14 protein-coding genes are annotated in these 14,492 nt (G+C 61.9%); 11 read left to right on the top strand and 3 right to left on the bottom strand.

Going from position 1 to position 14,492, the window contains the following annotated elements; genetic code table 11:
- The first annotated feature begins 99 nt into the window (after positions 1-99).
- The 3 genes from eno (at position 100) to ispD (ending at position 2,537) form a co-directional block, all read left to right on the top strand.
- Positions 100-1,389, top strand: coding sequence for a phosphopyruvate hydratase (eno, locus tag JOE27_RS10680; RefSeq protein ID WP_012315883.1), 1,290 nt, complete (start codon positions 100-102; stop codon positions 1,387-1,389).
- Positions 1,390-1,551: 162 nt separating this feature from the next.
- Entirely contained in the window at positions 1,552-1,833 is a 282-nt protein-coding gene (ftsB, locus tag JOE27_RS10675) for a cell division protein FtsB (RefSeq protein ID WP_012315882.1), read from the top strand.
- The gene (ispD, locus tag JOE27_RS10670) at positions 1,830-2,537 is read left to right on the top strand and encodes a 2-C-methyl-D-erythritol 4-phosphate cytidylyltransferase (protein WP_115274043.1); all 708 of its coding nucleotides are present in this window, start codon (positions 1,830-1,832) and stop codon (positions 2,535-2,537) included. Before ftsB ends, ispD begins: the two co-directional genes overlap by 4 nt.
- A gap of 134 nt (positions 2,538-2,671) precedes the next feature.
- On the opposite strand, the gene JOE27_RS10665 is transcribed toward ispD, so the two are convergent.
- Positions 2,672-3,568, bottom strand: a complete 897-nt coding sequence (locus tag JOE27_RS10665; protein WP_115274044.1) for a LysR substrate-binding domain-containing protein — start codon at positions 3,566-3,568, stop codon at positions 2,672-2,674.
- A 107-nt stretch (positions 3,569-3,675) separates the two neighbouring features.
- On the opposite strand from JOE27_RS10665, the gene JOE27_RS10660 reads away from it, so the two are divergent.
- The 8 genes from JOE27_RS10660 to rpoS all read left to right on the top strand — a co-directional run bounded on the left by JOE27_RS10660 (position 3,676) and on the right by rpoS (position 10,898).
- Positions 3,676-4,788, top strand: a complete 1,113-nt coding sequence (locus JOE27_RS10660; protein WP_046788319.1) for an S-(hydroxymethyl)glutathione dehydrogenase/class III alcohol dehydrogenase — start codon at positions 3,676-3,678, stop codon at positions 4,786-4,788.
- Positions 4,789-4,796: 8 nt separating this feature from the next.
- Positions 4,797-5,651 carry an S-formylglutathione hydrolase gene (gene fghA / locus JOE27_RS10655; protein WP_115274045.1) on the top strand — a complete coding sequence of 285 codons (855 nt, stop codon included), beginning with the start codon at positions 4,797-4,799 and terminating at the stop codon, positions 5,649-5,651.
- A gap of 144 nt (positions 5,652-5,795) precedes the next feature.
- Complete coding sequence (gene ispF, locus JOE27_RS10650) at positions 5,796-6,269, top strand: 2-C-methyl-D-erythritol 2,4-cyclodiphosphate synthase (RefSeq protein WP_119687645.1); 474 nt, start codon at positions 5,796-5,798, stop codon at positions 6,267-6,269.
- Complete coding sequence (gene truD, locus JOE27_RS10645; RefSeq protein ID WP_046788322.1) at positions 6,266-7,324, top strand: tRNA pseudouridine(13) synthase TruD; 1,059 nt, start codon at positions 6,266-6,268, stop codon at positions 7,322-7,324. Before ispF ends, truD begins: the two co-directional genes overlap by 4 nt.
- Positions 7,312-8,061 (top strand): 5'/3'-nucleotidase SurE, encoded by a 750-nt coding sequence (gene surE, locus JOE27_RS10640; protein ID WP_039601868.1) that lies wholly within the window; start codon positions 7,312-7,314, stop codon positions 8,059-8,061. The genes truD and surE overlap by 13 nt, the downstream gene beginning before the upstream one ends.
- A gap of 38 nt (positions 8,062-8,099) precedes the next feature.
- The gene (locus JOE27_RS10635) at positions 8,100-8,738 is read left to right on the top strand and encodes a protein-L-isoaspartate(D-aspartate) O-methyltransferase (protein ID WP_161872020.1); all 639 of its coding nucleotides are present in this window, start codon (positions 8,100-8,102) and stop codon (positions 8,736-8,738) included.
- Positions 8,739-8,924: 186 nt separating this feature from the next.
- The gene (locus JOE27_RS10630; protein WP_204920632.1) at positions 8,925-9,782 is read left to right on the top strand and encodes a peptidoglycan DD-metalloendopeptidase family protein; all 858 of its coding nucleotides are present in this window, start codon (positions 8,925-8,927) and stop codon (positions 9,780-9,782) included.
- A 108-nt stretch (positions 9,783-9,890) separates the two neighbouring features.
- A complete protein-coding gene (gene rpoS / locus JOE27_RS10625; RefSeq protein WP_204918689.1) occupies positions 9,891-10,898 on the top strand; it encodes an RNA polymerase sigma factor RpoS in 1,008 nt (335 codons plus the stop codon).
- A gap of 500 nt (positions 10,899-11,398) precedes the next feature.
- Here the strand turns inward: rpoS and fdxA are convergent, their stop codons facing one another.
- Both fdxA and mutS read right to left on the bottom strand, forming a co-directional pair.
- Complete coding sequence (gene fdxA / locus JOE27_RS10620; protein WP_012315871.1) at positions 11,399-11,722, bottom strand: ferredoxin FdxA; 324 nt, start codon at positions 11,720-11,722, stop codon at positions 11,399-11,401.
- A gap of 140 nt (positions 11,723-11,862) precedes the next feature.
- Complete coding sequence (gene mutS, locus JOE27_RS10615; RefSeq protein ID WP_119687643.1) at positions 11,863-14,436, bottom strand: DNA mismatch repair protein MutS; 2,574 nt, start codon at positions 14,434-14,436, stop codon at positions 11,863-11,865.
- Positions 14,437-14,492 lie beyond the last annotated feature (56 nt).

Here is a 14,492-nt window from a genome sequence, read left to right as displayed (position 1 = left end):
GCTGCTTCTGCCAGGCCTGCCTGCTGCATCTACGCCTGGTGCAAGGCAAGAATTTCCTAAAGCTGCGTTGTTTTCGTCAATTCTGGAGTGCTTACAACAATGGCAAAAATCGTCGACATCAAAGGTCGTGAAGTTCTCGATTCGCGTGGCAACCCCACCGTGGAAGCCGATGTACTGCTCGACAACGGCATCATCGGCAGCGCTTGCGCGCCGTCCGGTGCTTCCACCGGCTCGCGCGAAGCGCTGGAGCTGCGTGATGGCGACAAGAGCCGTTACATGGGCAAGGGCGTGCTGAAAGCTGTTGGCAACATCAACGGCCCGATCCGTGACCTGCTGCTGGGCAAGGACCCTTCCGACCAGAAGGCTCTGGACCGCGCCATGATCGAACTGGACGGTACCGAGAACAAGGCCAAGCTGGGCGCCAACGCCATCCTGGCTGTTTCCCTGGCTGCTGCCAAGGCTGCTGCCCAGGACCAGGACCTGCCGCTGTACGCGCACATCGCCAACCTCAACGGCACCCCAGGCCAGTATTCGATGCCGGTTCCGATGATGAACATCATCAACGGTGGCGAGCACGCCGACAACAACGTCGACATCCAGGAGTTCATGGTGCAGCCGGTTGGCGCCAAGACCTTCTCCGATGGCCTGCGCATGGGCACCGAGATCTTCCATCACCTCAAGGCTGTGCTCAAGGCCCGTGGCCTGAACACCGCAGTGGGTGACGAAGGTGGCTTCGCGCCGAACCTGGCTTCCAACGAAGACGCCCTGGGCGCCATCGCTGAAGCCGTGGAAAAAGCCGGCTACAAACTGGGCACCGACGTGACCCTGGCCCTCGACTGCGCGGCCTCCGAATTCTACGAAGACGGCAAGTACAACCTGTCCGGCGAAGGCAAGTCGTTCGACGCCGAAGGCTTTGCCGACTACCTGAAAGGCCTCACCGAGCGCTTCCCGATCATCTCGATCGAAGACGGTCTGGATGAGTCCGACTGGGCTGGCTGGAAGATCCTCACCGACAAGATCGGCGAGAAGGTGCAACTGGTCGGTGACGACCTGTTCGTGACCAACACCAAGATCCTCAAGGAAGGCATCGAGAAGGGCATCGGTAACTCGATCCTGATCAAGTTCAACCAGATCGGCTCGCTGACCGAAACCCTGGAAGCCATCCAGATGGCCAAGGCCGCAGGCTACACCGCTGTGATCTCGCATCGCTCCGGTGAAACCGAAGACTCGACCATTGCCGACCTGGCTGTGGGTACCGCCGCTGGCCAGATCAAGACCGGCTCGCTGTGCCGTTCCGACCGCGTCTCCAAGTACAACCAGTTGCTGCGCATCGAAGAACAACTGGGCGCCAAAGCGGTTTACCGCGGTCGTGCCGAGTTTCGCGGCTAAGCAAGAGATGGTAAAAAGACAGCAGCCGAAGCTGTCGGAACTTTCTTACTGAAATTTCTGACACATGATGCGGGTTTCTGTCGACGAAGCCTGGCCTCGGCCAGGCTTCGTGCTATTTGAGGTCTGCCTGTTCGCGGCGGTCTTTTTAACCTGGATACCTTGATGCGCAGTCCCTATTGGTTGTTCCTTGTCCTGCTCCTGCTGCTTGGTGGCCTGCAGTACCGCCTGTGGGTGGGTAACGGCAGCCTGGCGCAAGTGGCTGAGCTCAAGCAGCAGATCGACGAGCAGCATGCCGAGAACGAGCGGCTGCTGGAGCGTAACCGCGTGCTCTATGCCGAGGTCCTGGAATTGAAAAAAGGTATGGAGACCGTTGAAGAACGGGCTCGCCACGAATTGGGGATGGTCAAAGAGGGTGAAACCCTCTTCCAGCTGCCGCAAAAATGATCGAAACCCTACCGGCCTTCTGGGCCGTGATTCCTGCTGCGGGTGTTGGTGCCCGCATGGCTGCCGACCGCCCGAAGCAGTATTTGCAATTGGGTGGGCAGACCCTTCTCGAGCATAGCCTCGACTGTTTTCTTGGCCATCCGGCGCTCAAGGGCGTGGTGGTCAGCATTGCTGCGGATGATCCTTACTGGCCTGGCTTGCGCTGCGCCAGCGACCCCCGCATCCAGCGTGCGTCAGGTGGGCGTGAGCGCGCCGACTCGGTGCTCAATGCCTTGTTGCTGTTGCATGCCCAAGGTGCGGCGGACACTGACTGGGTGTTGGTGCACGATGCGGCGCGGCCAAACTTGGCACGCACGGATCTTGACCGTTTGTTGTCGCAGTTGGCTGATGACCCTGTAGGAGGGCTGCTGGCGGTGCCTGCGCGTGACACGCTAAAGCGCGCCGATGCCAATGGCCGGGTCAGCGCCACCGTGGATCGCAGCACCATCTGGCAGGCCTTTACGCCTCAAATGTTCCGCCTGGGGGCTTTGCATCGGGCCTTGGCCGAGTGCCTGGTGTCCGATGTGGTGGTCACCGATGAAGCTTCGGCCATCGAATGGTCCGGCCAGGCGCCGCGGCTGATCGAAGGGCGCAGCGACAACATCAAGGTGACCCGCCCGGAAGACCTGGAGTGGCTGCGCCAGCGTTGGTCAGGGCGCCGCTGAGATTGCCGGGTCCGTCTCGCGGCCCAATCGCCGGCAAGCCGGCCACAGGTTACCCAGCTGCTCTCAAGTTCAGCGCAAACCCAGTGGGAGCCGGCTTGCCGGCGATTGGGCCGCAAAGCGGACCCGCTAAACTGTCAGACCATTCGGTACTCCGGCATCCCCGCCAACCCCTCCTTCAGATAATCCACCAGCCGCCGAACCTTGGGCGACAAGTGCCGCTGCTGCGGATACAGCGCCCACACCGCCGTATTGGGCGGCTGATGCGCCTCCAGCAGCGACACCAGCGCGCCGCTGTTGAGGTGTTCCAGTACGTAGTAATCCGGCAACTGGCACAGCCCCATTCCCAGCAAAGCGGCATCCAGCACCGCCTGGCCACTGTTGCACCGCCAGTTGCCCTGCACCCGCTGGCTGATCTCGCGCCCGTCCTGTTGCAACGCCCACAGGTCCGTGCTGCCCACCAGGCAGTTGTGCCGGGCCAGTTCCGACAGGCTGTGTGGACGGCCGTAGCGCTCAAGGTAGGCGGGTGAAGCGCACAGGTACATGCGCCGTGGCGCCAGGCGCGTCGCCACCAACCTCGAATCGGCAAGCCGCCCCAGGCGAATCGCCAGGTCCATGCCTTCGTGCAGCAGGTCCAGCGTGCGGTTGCTCAACTCCACCTCGACCCGCAACTGTGGATACAGCGCCATGAAGCGCGTCACCAGCGGCACGATGAAGCGCTCGCCATAAGCCACAGCACAGGTCATGCGCAATAGCCCCTTGGGTTCGCTGGCCAAGTCGCCCATGGCACGCAGTGCTTCTTCACGGCCATCCTGCAGGCGTTGGCAATGTTGCAGGAATGTCTGCCCGGCCTCACTCAGGGTCACGCGACGCGTACTGCGATACAGCAGGCGGGTTTGCAAGCGCTCCTCAAGGCGGGCGATCTGCCGGCTTATATGCGACGACGATACGCCCATGCGCTCGGCAGCGGCCGTGAATTGGCCCGATTCGGCCACGGCTACGAATTCATCGATACCCTCCCAGCGGCTGCTCATTGATTGTCCCTGTACGGCAATAATGTTTTGTCTTCGTCACGATTATTCATCAAAACAAGCTGAATTACACTGCATGTCTGAACTGACCCTCTGACTGGAGACCTTTGATGATCAAGTCCCGTGCCGCTGTAGCCTTCGAGGCCAAGAAACCCCTGGAAATCGTCGAAGTGGACGTGGCCATGCCCAAGGCTGGCGAAGTCCTGCTGCGTGTTGTGGCCAGCGGTGTTTGCCACACTGACGCCTATACCCTCTCGGGTGCCGACCCGGAAGGTATCTTCCCGTCGATTCTGGGCCATGAAGGTGGCGCGATCGTCGAGGCGGTAGGTGAGGGCGTCACCTCCGTGGCGGTCGGCGATCACGTGATCCCGCTGTATACCCCTGAGTGTGGTCAGTGCAAATTCTGCCGCTCGGGCAAGACCAACCTGTGCCAGGCCATACGTGCCACCCAGGGCAAGGGGTTGATGCCGGACGGCACCACTCGTTTCTCGTACAAGGGCCAGCAGCTGTTCCACTACATGGGCACCTCGACGTTCTCCGAGTACACCGTGCTGCCGGAAATCTCCGTCGCCAAGATCCAGAAGCAAGCGCCGCTGGAAAAGGTCTGCCTGCTCGGTTGCGGCGTGACCACCGGTATCGGTGCGGTGCTCAACACTGCCAAGGTCAAGCCGGGTGACACAGTGGCCATCTTCGGCCTGGGCGGTATCGGCCTGTCGGCGGTCATAGGCGCAGTCAAAGCCAAGGCATCGCGCATTATCGCCATCGACATCAACCCGGCCAAGTTCGAGATCGCCCGTCAACTGGGCGCCACCGACTGCATCAACCCGAAGGATTACGATCGCCCGATCCAGGAAGTGATCGTCGACCTTACCGATGGCGGCGTGGACTTTTCGTTCGAATGTATCGGCAACGTGCAACTGATGCGCGCGGCCCTGGAGTGCTGCCACAAGGGTTGGGGTGAGTCGGTGATCATCGGTGTCGCCGGTGCCGGCCAGGAAATCGCCACTCGCCCGTTCCAGCTGGTGACCGGTCGCGTCTGGCGCGGTTCTGCCTTCGGTGGCGTGCGCGGCCGTACCGAACTGCCAAGCTACGTGGAAATGTCCGAGAAGGGCGAGATTCCGCTGGACACCTTCATCACGCATACCATGGGCCTTGAAGATATCAACAAGGCGTTCGACCTGATGCATGAAGGCAAGAGCATCCGCAGCGTGATCCACTTCTGAGGTGAGCCATGAGCCTGGATAACATCTCCTGCCAGAAAAGCTTCGGCGGCTGGCACAAGCGTTACCGGCATCACTCCAAGGTGCTGGGTTGCGACATGGTGTTCGCCGTTTACCTGCCGCCGCAGGCCGAACAGGGCGAAAAGCTGCCAGTGCTGTACTGGCTCAGCGGCCTGACGTGCACCGACGAGAACTTCATGCAGAAGGCCGGCGCCCAGCGCCTGGCCGCCGAGCTTGGCCTGATCATCGTCGCGCCCGATACCAGCCCGCGTGGCGAGCAGGTGCCGGGCGACCCTGACGGTGCCTGGGACTTCGGCCTGGGCGCCGGCTTCTACCTCAATGCCACCCAGCAGCCTTGGGCGAAGCACTACCGCATGCACGACTATGTGGTCCAGGAGCTGCCAGAGCTGATCGAGGCGCACTTCCCGGCCTCGGATCAGCGCAGCATCAGTGGCCACTCCATGGGTGGGCACGGCGCGCTGGTCTGCGCCCTGCGCAACCCGGGGCGCTACCGCTCTGTGTCGGCGTTCTCGCCGATCAGCAATCCGATGGATTGCCCTTGGGGTGAAAAGGCCTTCAGCCGTTATCTGGGTGAAGACCGGGCGCGCTGGCGCGAGTGGGATGCCAGTGTGCTGCTTGCCGAGACGCCAGCGGGCGAATGCCCGCCGTTGCTGGTGGATCAGGGCGACCGTGACGACTTCCTTGCCAAGCAGCTCAAGCCTGAAGCGCTGGAGCAGGCGGCCCGCAAAGGGGGGCATGCGCTGAGCCTGCGCCTGCAACCTGGCTATGACCATAGCTATTACTTCATCGCCAGCTTCATCGATGAGCACCTGCGCCATCACGCAGTGGCACTTGGCCGGGGGTAGGGCTGCAGCTACACGCTGCAAGCTTCAAGCCGCAAGAAAGTGCGGGCAGCACAACGCCTGCTTGTGGCTTGTGGCTTGCAGCTTGCAGCTTGCAGCTCCAAATGAAGGTAGAATCACGCCCTGACTCAATCAGGGCGTTTTTCTATGCGTATTGGCCACGGCTACGATGTGCACCGTTTTTGCGACGGTGATTTCATTACCCTGGGTGGGGTGCGTATCCCCCACAAATACGGCCTCCTGGCCCATTCCGACGGTGACGTGCTGCTGCATGCCCTGAGCGATGCCTTGCTTGGCGCGGCGGGGCTTGGGGACATTGGCAAGCACTTCCCCGATACCGACCCGCAATTCAAGGGCGCCGACAGCCGCGTGCTGCTGCGCCATGTGGTCCGCATCGTCCAGGCCAAAGGCTGGAAAGTCGGTAATGTCGACGCCACCATCGTTGCCCAGGCGCCGAAAATGGCTCCGCATATCGAAACCATGCGCCAACGGATCGCCGAGGACCTGCAGGTCGAACTCGACCAGGTCAACGTCAAGGCCACTACCACCGAGAAACTCGGTTTCACCGGCCGCGAGGAGGGTATCGCCGTGCACGCGGTCGCCCTGCTGCTGCCAGCATGACCGAACTGGAACTGCTGGGCCCGCGCGCATCGGGCCAACCCCTGGGCACTGCGATACTCAAGGCTGTGGCCGAAGACTTCCAGGTCGATGAGGTGCTGGACATTCCGCTTTCGGGCCAGGGCGAGCACCTGTGGTTGTGGGTTGAGAAGCGCGACCTCAACACTGAGGAAGCTGCCCGCCGCCTGGCGCGAGCCGCTGGTGTGCCGGTGCGCTCGATCAGCTACGCCGGCCTCAAGGATCGCCAGGCCCTGACGCGCCAGTGGTTCAGCCTGCACCTGCCTGGCAAGGCAGACCCCGACCTGTCGCGTGCCGAAGATGCCACCCTGCGTGTGCTCAAGCAGGTGCGTCACCAGCGCAAACTGCAGCGCGGCGCCCATTCGGCCAATGGCTTCACCCTGCGCCTAACGGCGCTGGCGGCTGATCATGCTGCCCTCGATGCCCGCCTGCAGACGCTCAAACAGCAGGGTGTGCCGAACTACTTCGGCGGCCAGCGTTTCGGGCATGGCGGCGGCAATGTCCAGGATGCCCAGCACTGGGCTGCCCGCAAGGCCCTGCCCGAGCAGCGCAACGTACGTTCGCGGCTGCTCTCGGCTGCCCGCAGCTACCTGTTCAACCAGGTACTGGCTGCCCGCGTTGCCGACGGCAGCTGGCAGCGGGCCCAAATCGGTGACCTGTTGGCATTCACCGATAGCCGCAGTTTTTTTTCGGCGGGTGAACAGGAATGCTCAGACCCTCGCCTGGCCATTCTGGACTTGCATCCTACCGGCCCGATGTGGGGCGAAGGCCCGTCTCCTGCGGCCGGCGCGGCCGCGACGCTGGAGACGACGATAGGCGAGCAGCATGCATTGCTGTGCCAATGGTTGGCCAATGCAGGCATGAGTCACGAACGGCGCATCCTGCGGCTCCCTATTGGCGGCCTGACGTGGCATTATCCCGAGCCTGATATCCTGCAACTGGAATTCGTCCTTCCGGCCGGATGCTTCGCCACCGTGGTGGTGCGCGAACTCGTCGATCTGGTGCCGGCAGGGCAGACGGACAGCCCATGCGTATTCTGATTTCGAATGACGACGGTGTTACGGCACCTGGCCTCGCCGCGCTCCACGGTGCGCTGGTGGATTATGCCGAGTGCGTGGTGATCGCCCCGGATCAAGACAAGAGCGGCGCCGGCAGTTCGCTGACGCTGGACCGGCCGTTGCACCCGCAAACCCTGGCCAACGGTTTCATCAGCCTCAATGGCACGCCCACCGATTGCGTGCACCTGGGGCTCAATGGCCTGTTGCCGGAAACACCGGACATGGTTGTCTCGGGGATCAACCTCGGTGCCAACCTGGGGGATGACGTGATCTATTCCGGCACGGTCGCTGCCGCGCTGGAGGGGCGCTTCCTCGGCGGTACGTCGTTGGCATTCTCGTTACTGTCGCGTCTGCCCGACAACTTGCCGACTGCAGCGTTCATCGCCCGCCGGCTGGTCGAGGCGCAGTCACGCCTGGAACTGCCGCCGCGTACGGTCCTCAACGTCAATATTCCCAACCTGCCGCTGGAGCACATCCGTGGCATACAGGTCACCCGTCTCGGTCACCGGGCGCGGGCGGCGGCACCGACCAAGGTGGTCAACCCGCGCGGCAAGGAAGGCTACTGGATCGCCGTGGCCGGTGATGCCGAGGACGGTGGGCCGGGTACCGACTTCCACGCGGTGATGCAAGGTTACGTGTCGATCACCCCGCTGCAACTGGACCGCACCTTCAACGATGCCTTCGAGCAGCTCCACGGTTGGCTGGAGGGCGTGCTCTGATGCGCGAACAGGACGATCTGCAGCGCCGAGGTATCGGCATGACCTCCCAGCGTACCCGCGAGCGCCTGATCCAGCGCCTGTGCGAAGAGGGCGTATCGAACCCCAAGGTGCTCGATGCCATCCGCCGTACGCCGCGCCATCTGTTCGTCGATGAGGCCCTGGCCCACCGCGCCTACGAAGACACCGCGCTGCCGATCGGGCACAACCAGACCATCTCCCAGCCATTCATGGTCGCACACATGAGTGAGCTGCTACTGGAGGCAGGGCCGCTGGACAAGGTGCTGGAGATCGGTACCGGCTCCGGTTACCAGACGGCCATCCTTGCCCAACTGGTAGAGCGGGTGTTCTCGGTGGAGCGCATCAAGGTCCTGCAGGACCGAGCCAAGGAGCGCCTGGTCGAATTGAACCTGCGCAACGTGGTGTTCCGCTGGGGGGATGGGTGCGACGGCTGGCAGGCGCTGGCCCCCTACAACGGCATCATCGTTACCGCCGTGGCGCCGGAAGTGCCGCAGGCACTGCTCGACCAGCTGGCTCCTGGTGGGCGAATGGTCATCCCGGTAGGCCCTGCTGGTGAAGTCCAGCAGTTGATGCTTATCGTGCGTGAGGAGCAGGGCTTCTCTCGCCGTGTACTGGGCGCTGTGCGCTTTGTACCGCTGCTCAATGGCCCGGTGGCTTGAGTTGCTGGGAATATTTGAGGTGGTGACGAATTCTTGCCGCATCGCCCTGTCTATCTGGCGGGGCATCCCGGCTCTTTACTGAGCCTGTGCACCGAGCCTGCCAATGCAGTGGCGCTCGGTTATAATTGCAACATTATTGCATTTCTTTCCGTATTTTCGATTTTCGGCACCATGAGGGGAGCGCGGGTGGGGCACACAGTCATTCGGCAGCGCAAGGATTGGTTGGGTTTCAAGCTTCTGGTGATTGCACTGGCCATGGGCGCCCTGCTGACGGGTTGCTCCAGCACCGGCTCGGGCGGTGCACGCGTGGTCGACCGCAGCAATGCGGCGCCCAAGCGGCCGACCGTGACCTCCGGGCAGTATGTGGTCAAACCTGGCGATACGCTGTTCTCCATTGCGTTTCGCTACGGCTGGGACTACAAGGAGCTCGCCGCCCGCAATGGCATCGCTGCCCCGTACACCATCCGGCCGGGCCAGGCGATCCGCTTCAGCAGCGGCGCTACCGGCAGTACCACGGTGGTGTCCAGCCCCTCTTCTTCGAGCAGGACGACGGTCATTCGTCGCCCCGTTGGAAAACCTATCACGGTGCCCGCCAGCGGCGGGAAAACGACGCCAACAACGCGAACCACGCCTACGCCGGTCGTTACCACGGTGCCCGCCGCAGAGCGCGCGGTGGGCGGTTGGACCTGGCCTGCAAATGGCGTGCTGATTGGAAAATTCGCTTCAAACGGTAGTTTGAATAAAGGCATTGATATCGCCGGTGATTTGGGACAGCCTGTTTTTGCTGCGTCTGATGGTGCGGTGGTCTACGCCGGGAGTGGCTTGCGGGGCTACGGCGAACTGATCATCATCAAGCACAGCGATACCTACGTCAGTGCCTACGGTCACAACCGCAGGCTGTTGGTTCGGGAGGGGCAGCAGGTCAAGGCAGGGCAGTCGATTGCTGAAATGGGGTCCACGGGCACTGATCGGGTGAAGCTGCATTTCGAGATTCGCCGCCAGGGCAAACCCGTCGATCCACTCCAGTTCCTGCCACGCCGTTGATTGTTGTCCCCGGCCTGTTCCTCTGAAGTAGAGGGGAGAGGCTCCAGCGATGCCAGGGATGCAGGCGCCGCTCGAGTCTGAGTTCGAACTCAGCAAAGGACTATAACAATGGCTCTCAATAAAGAAGCGCCGGAGTTTGACATCGACGATGACGTTCTCCTGATGGAGACGGGCATCGTTTTGGAAACGGATGTGGTGTCAGACGAACCTGCTGTACCGTCGGTTCGGACCAGGGCCAAGTCAGGCTCTACGCTCAAGCAGCATAAATACATCGATTACAGCCGGGCGCTCGATGCCACCCAGTTGTATCTCAACGAGATCGGTTTCTCGCCTCTGCTTTCACCGGAAGAGGAAGTGCACTTCGCGCGGCTGTCGCAGAAGGGTGACCCAGCCGGGCGCAAGCGCATGATCGAAAGCAACCTGCGCCTGGTTGTGAAAATCGCCCGTCGTTACGTGAACCGCGGCCTGTCCTTGCTCGATCTCATCGAGGAGGGGAACCTGGGTTTGATTCGTGCAGTCGAGAAGTTCGACCCGGAGCGCGGTTTCCGTTTCTCGACCTATGCGACGTGGTGGATCCGCCAGACCATCGAGCGGGCGATCATGAACCAGACCCGCACCATTCGTCTGCCGATCCACGTGGTCAAGGAGCTCAACGTCTACCTGCGTGCCGCGCGGGAGTTGACCCAAAAGCTCGACCACGAACCTTCCCCTGAAGAGATCGCCACCCTGCTGGAAAAACCCGTTGCCGAGGTCAAGCGCATGCTTGGTCTTAACGAGCGGGTATCGTCGGTGGATGTTTCGCTCGGGCCAGATTCGGACAAGACCCTGCTCGATACACTCACCGACGATCGTCCTACCGACCCGTGCGAGCTGCTGCAGGATGACGACCTGTCACAGAACATCGACCAGTGGCTGGGCGAGCTCACCGACAAGCAGCGCGAAGTGGTGGTACGCCGTTTTGGTCTGCGCGGGCATGAAAGCAGCACCTTGGAGGATGTAGGCCTGGAAATCGGCCTTACCCGCGAGCGAGTGCGGCAGATTCAGGTAGAGGGGCTCAAGCGCCTGCGTGAGATCCTGGAGAAGAATGGCCTGTCCAGTGAGTCGCTGTTCCAGTAAGCACTGCATGCCGGTATGCAAAAACGCCCTGATGACCTCGGGGCGTTTTTTTATGCGCAGGCCAGAGCGGCTGGCAATTATCTGGGGGGTGATCAATGTGTAACTTGCTACCCCTGATGCACTGCGTGTAAGCCTTTGCTTACTTGTTGTGTAAGCCATACACGTAAAGGCCAGTAAATCATTGTCGTTTCCAGATCTGTTTTTTTCTCAACTAACTGAAATAATTGAACTTTTCAGATTTGTGGAAATGTGTCCCCGGTAATGTCTTGTGAGGGTTCGCGGTTGCCTGCGCTGCGGAAGTCGCTAGTATTCGAACTGTGCACACGGACATGCACAGGCGTTCAGGAAGAACGCCAAGGACATCGCAAGACGCGATTCATCAGGACGATGTTTAGGACAAGCAGGGACTACGGAAAAAATGTGGGCGGGTCAAACCGCCCCTTTTTTTGCCCGCAGAAAATGAAAAAGGCCCGTTGCGGGCCTTTTTCGTATCTGGGCGATTAACGTTCCAGATCGGCGATCTTGCCAGGCTTGCCATCCCACTCTTCGGCGTCAGGCAGGGCATCCTTACGCTCGGTGATGTTCGGCCAGATCTCCGCCAGCTCGGCATTGAGCTCAAGGAAGTTCTCCATGCCCGCAGGCACTTCGTCTTCCGAGAAGATGGCCTGGGCCGGGCATTCAGGCTCGCACAGTGCGCAGTCGATGCACTCGTCCGGGTGAATGACCAGGAAGTTCGGGCCTTCGTAGAAGCAGTCCACCGGACAGACTTCCACGCAGTCGGTGTATTTGCATTTGATGCAGTTGTCGGTGACGACGAAGGTCATTTCTAGTTCTCTCCTCAGGCAACGGCGGCGGCCCTTCCTCTCAGGGCCGCGCGGTTTACGGGCATGTGGCTGCAGGCCAGGCTAATAACCTGCAGCACCAGCAAACCGCGGCGGATTCTACCAGCTTGTAGTGCCCGCCGTTATAACAGGTTCTTTAGTTGATATAGCATTTCGATAGCTTGACGCGGGGTCATGTCGTCCAGCTCCAGCTTGCCCAGCTTCTCGAGGGCCGGGTGTGGCAGGCTGGCGAACAGGTCGCTCTGGTGCGGTGCTTGTGGCTCGCCCTTGGCTTTGTTCGACACGGGTTGTTCGTGGGGCAGGCTGCTGGTCTCCAGCCGGCCCAGGTGCTCGCGCGCCCGCTGGATGACCGGCGACGGCACGCCTGCCAGTTGCGCCACGGCCAGGCCGTAGCTCTGGCTGGCGGGGCCAGGCAGCACATGGTGCAGGAACACGATGCGCTCGTTGTGTTCGGTAGCGTTCAGGTGCACGTTCGCCACCAGTGGTTCGCTTTCCGGCAGTACGGTCAGCTCGAAGTAGTGTGTGGCGAACAGCGTGTATGCACGCAGCTGCGCCAGGCGCTCTGCAGCCGCCCAGGCCAGCGACAAGCCGTCGAAGGTGCTGGTGCCACGGCCGACTTCGTCCATCAGTACCAGGCTGCGGTCAGTGGCGTTGTGCAGAATGTTGGCGGTTTCGCTCATCTCGACCATGAACGTCGAACGACCGCCAGCCAGATCGTCGCTGGAGCCGATACGGGTGAAGATGCGATCGACCAACGACAGTTCGCAACTGGCCGCCGGAACGAAACTGCCGATGTGCGCCATCAGCACGATCAGTGCGGTCTGGCGCATGTAGGTGGATTTACCACCCATGTTCGGGCCGGTGATGATCAGCATCCGGGTGCTGTTGTCCAGGCCCAGGTCGTTGGCTACGAACGGCGTGGACAGTACCTGTTCGACCACCGGGTGACGCCCCTGATCGATGCGCAGGCAAGGTTCGTCGACGAAACGGGGGCAGTTAAGGTCCAGGTTGAGCGCCCGCTCGGCAAGGTTGCTCAGCACGTCCAGCTCGGCCAGCGCAGCGGCGCTGTCCTGCAGCGGTGCAAGGTGGCTGATGAGGGTCTCGAGCAACGCGTCGTACAGCATTTTTTCGCGGGCCAGGGCGCGGCTCTTGGCCGACAGCGCCTTGTCCTCGAAAGCCTTGAGCTCCGGGGTGATGAAGCGCTCGGCCCCTTTGAGGGTCTGGCGACGAATGTAGTCGCCCGGGGCCTGTTCGGCTTGCTTGGTCGGCAGCTCGATGAAGTAGCCATGCACGCGGTTGTAGCCGACTTTCAGGTTGGCAAGACCGGTGCGGGCCTTCTCGCGGGCTTCAAGGTCGATCAGGAACTGGCCGGCGTTCTCGCTGATCGCCAGCAGATCGTCCAGCTCGTTGTCATAGCCGGCCTTGAGTACGCCGCCGTCGCGGATCACTGCTGGCGGGTTGTCGATGATTGCCCGCTCCAGCAGGCTGGCCAGCTCCGGGTAGGTGCCGGTGATGGCCGCCAGGCGCGCCAGGTGTGGGGCTTCCAGCTCAGCCATGGCGTTCTGCAGTTCGGGCAGGGCGCCGAGGGCATCACGCAGGCGCGCCAGGTCGCGCGGGCGGGCATTACGCAGGCCGATACGGGCGAGGATCCGCTCGATATCGCCAATTTCCTTGAGTTGCGGCTGCAGTTTTTCGAAGCGGTAGCCATCGAGCAGGCAGCGAATCGAATCCTGGCGCGCCTGCAAGACCTTGAGGTCGCGCAGCGGACGGTTCAGCCACCGGGTCAGCAGGCGGCTGGCCATCGCGGTCTGGCAGCGGTCGATCACCGACTGCAAGGTATTGTCGCGACCACCTGCCAGGTTGATGTCCAGCTCCAGGTTGCGGCGGCTGGCCCCGTCGAGGATCACGGTGTCGTCCAGGCGCTCGTGGCGCAAGCTGCGCAGGTGGGGCAGGGCGGTGCGTTGGGTTTCCTTGGCGTAGGTCAGCAGGCAGCCGGCGGCGCCGATGGCCAGGGTCAGCTTGTCGCAACCAAAGCCCTTGAGGTCTTTGGTTGCGAACTGCTGGCACAGAGCCTTGCGTGCCGAGTCGCGGTCGAAGTCCCAAGGGGCTCGTCGGCGTGCGCCTGGGCGTTTCTCGGCCGGCAGGTCGCGTGGCCAGTCGTCGGGGATCAGCAGCTCGACAGGGTTGATGCGTTCAAGCTCGGCCAGCAGGTTTTCCCAGCCCTTGATTTCTTGCACGCTGAAATTGCCGCTGGTGATATCCAGCACCGCCAGGCCAAACAGGCGCTCATCCCCCAGCAGTGCGGCAATCAGGTTGTCGCGGCGCTCGTCGAGCAACGCTTCGTCGCTGACCGTGCCCGGGGTGATGATGCGCACCACCTGACGCTCTACCGGGCCCTTGCTGGTGGCGGGGTCACCGATCTGCTCGCAGATCACCACCGACTCGCCGAGCTTGACCAGCTTGGCCAGGTAGCCTTCCAGCGAGTGGAACGGAATTCCGCACATGGGGATCGACTGGCCGGCTGACTGGCCACGGGCTGTCAGGGTGATATCCAGCAGTTTTGCGGCTTTTTTCGCATCTTCGTAGAAGATTTCGTAAAAGTCGCCCATGCGGTAGAACATCAGCTGGTCCGGGTGCTGGTTTTTCAGCTTCCAGTACTGCTGCATCATTGGGGTGTGTGCGGAAAGATCAGACATTCAGGGCCTTACAGCGGGGATCTGGTTGGCGATTGTAAAACCGGCAATGGTACAGG

The organism is Pseudomonas sp. M5 (assembly GCF_016907075.1).
Lineage (GTDB): Bacteria > Pseudomonadota > Gammaproteobacteria > Pseudomonadales > Pseudomonadaceae > Aquipseudomonas > Aquipseudomonas putida_E.
This window is presented reverse-complemented; position numbering and strand designations above follow the sequence as displayed.

What these genes read in the sequence shown, in the direction of transcription:
- JOE27_RS10660 (WP_046788319.1), top strand. Translation starts at nt 3,676, where the DNA reads ATGATCAAGTCCCGTGCCGCTGTAGCCTTCGAGGCCAAGAAACCCCTG.
- mutS (WP_119687643.1), bottom strand. Translation starts at nt 14,436, where the DNA reads ATGTCTGATCTTTCCGCACACACCCCAATGATGCAGCAGTACTGGAAG.
- truD (WP_046788322.1), top strand. Translation starts at nt 6,266, where the DNA reads ATGACCGAACTGGAACTGCTGGGCCCGCGCGCATCGGGCCAACCCCTG.
- eno (WP_012315883.1), top strand. Translation starts at nt 100, where the DNA reads ATGGCAAAAATCGTCGACATCAAAGGTCGTGAAGTTCTCGATTCGCGT.
- surE (WP_039601868.1), top strand. Translation starts at nt 7,312, where the DNA reads ATGCGTATTCTGATTTCGAATGACGACGGTGTTACGGCACCTGGCCTC.
- rpoS (WP_204918689.1), top strand. Translation starts at nt 9,891, where the DNA reads ATGGCTCTCAATAAAGAAGCGCCGGAGTTTGACATCGACGATGACGTT.
- ispD (WP_115274043.1), top strand. Translation starts at nt 1,830, where the DNA reads ATGATCGAAACCCTACCGGCCTTCTGGGCCGTGATTCCTGCTGCGGGT.
- ftsB (WP_012315882.1), top strand. Translation starts at nt 1,552, where the DNA reads ATGCGCAGTCCCTATTGGTTGTTCCTTGTCCTGCTCCTGCTGCTTGGT.
- fdxA (WP_012315871.1), bottom strand. Translation starts at nt 11,722, where the DNA reads ATGACCTTCGTCGTCACCGACAACTGCATCAAATGCAAATACACCGAC.
- JOE27_RS10635 (WP_161872020.1), top strand. Translation starts at nt 8,100, where the DNA reads ATGACCTCCCAGCGTACCCGCGAGCGCCTGATCCAGCGCCTGTGCGAA.
- fghA (WP_115274045.1), top strand. Translation starts at nt 4,797, where the DNA reads ATGAGCCTGGATAACATCTCCTGCCAGAAAAGCTTCGGCGGCTGGCAC.
- JOE27_RS10665 (WP_115274044.1), bottom strand. Translation starts at nt 3,568, where the DNA reads ATGAGCAGCCGCTGGGAGGGTATCGATGAATTCGTAGCCGTGGCCGAA.
- ispF (WP_119687645.1), top strand. Translation starts at nt 5,796, where the DNA reads ATGCGTATTGGCCACGGCTACGATGTGCACCGTTTTTGCGACGGTGAT.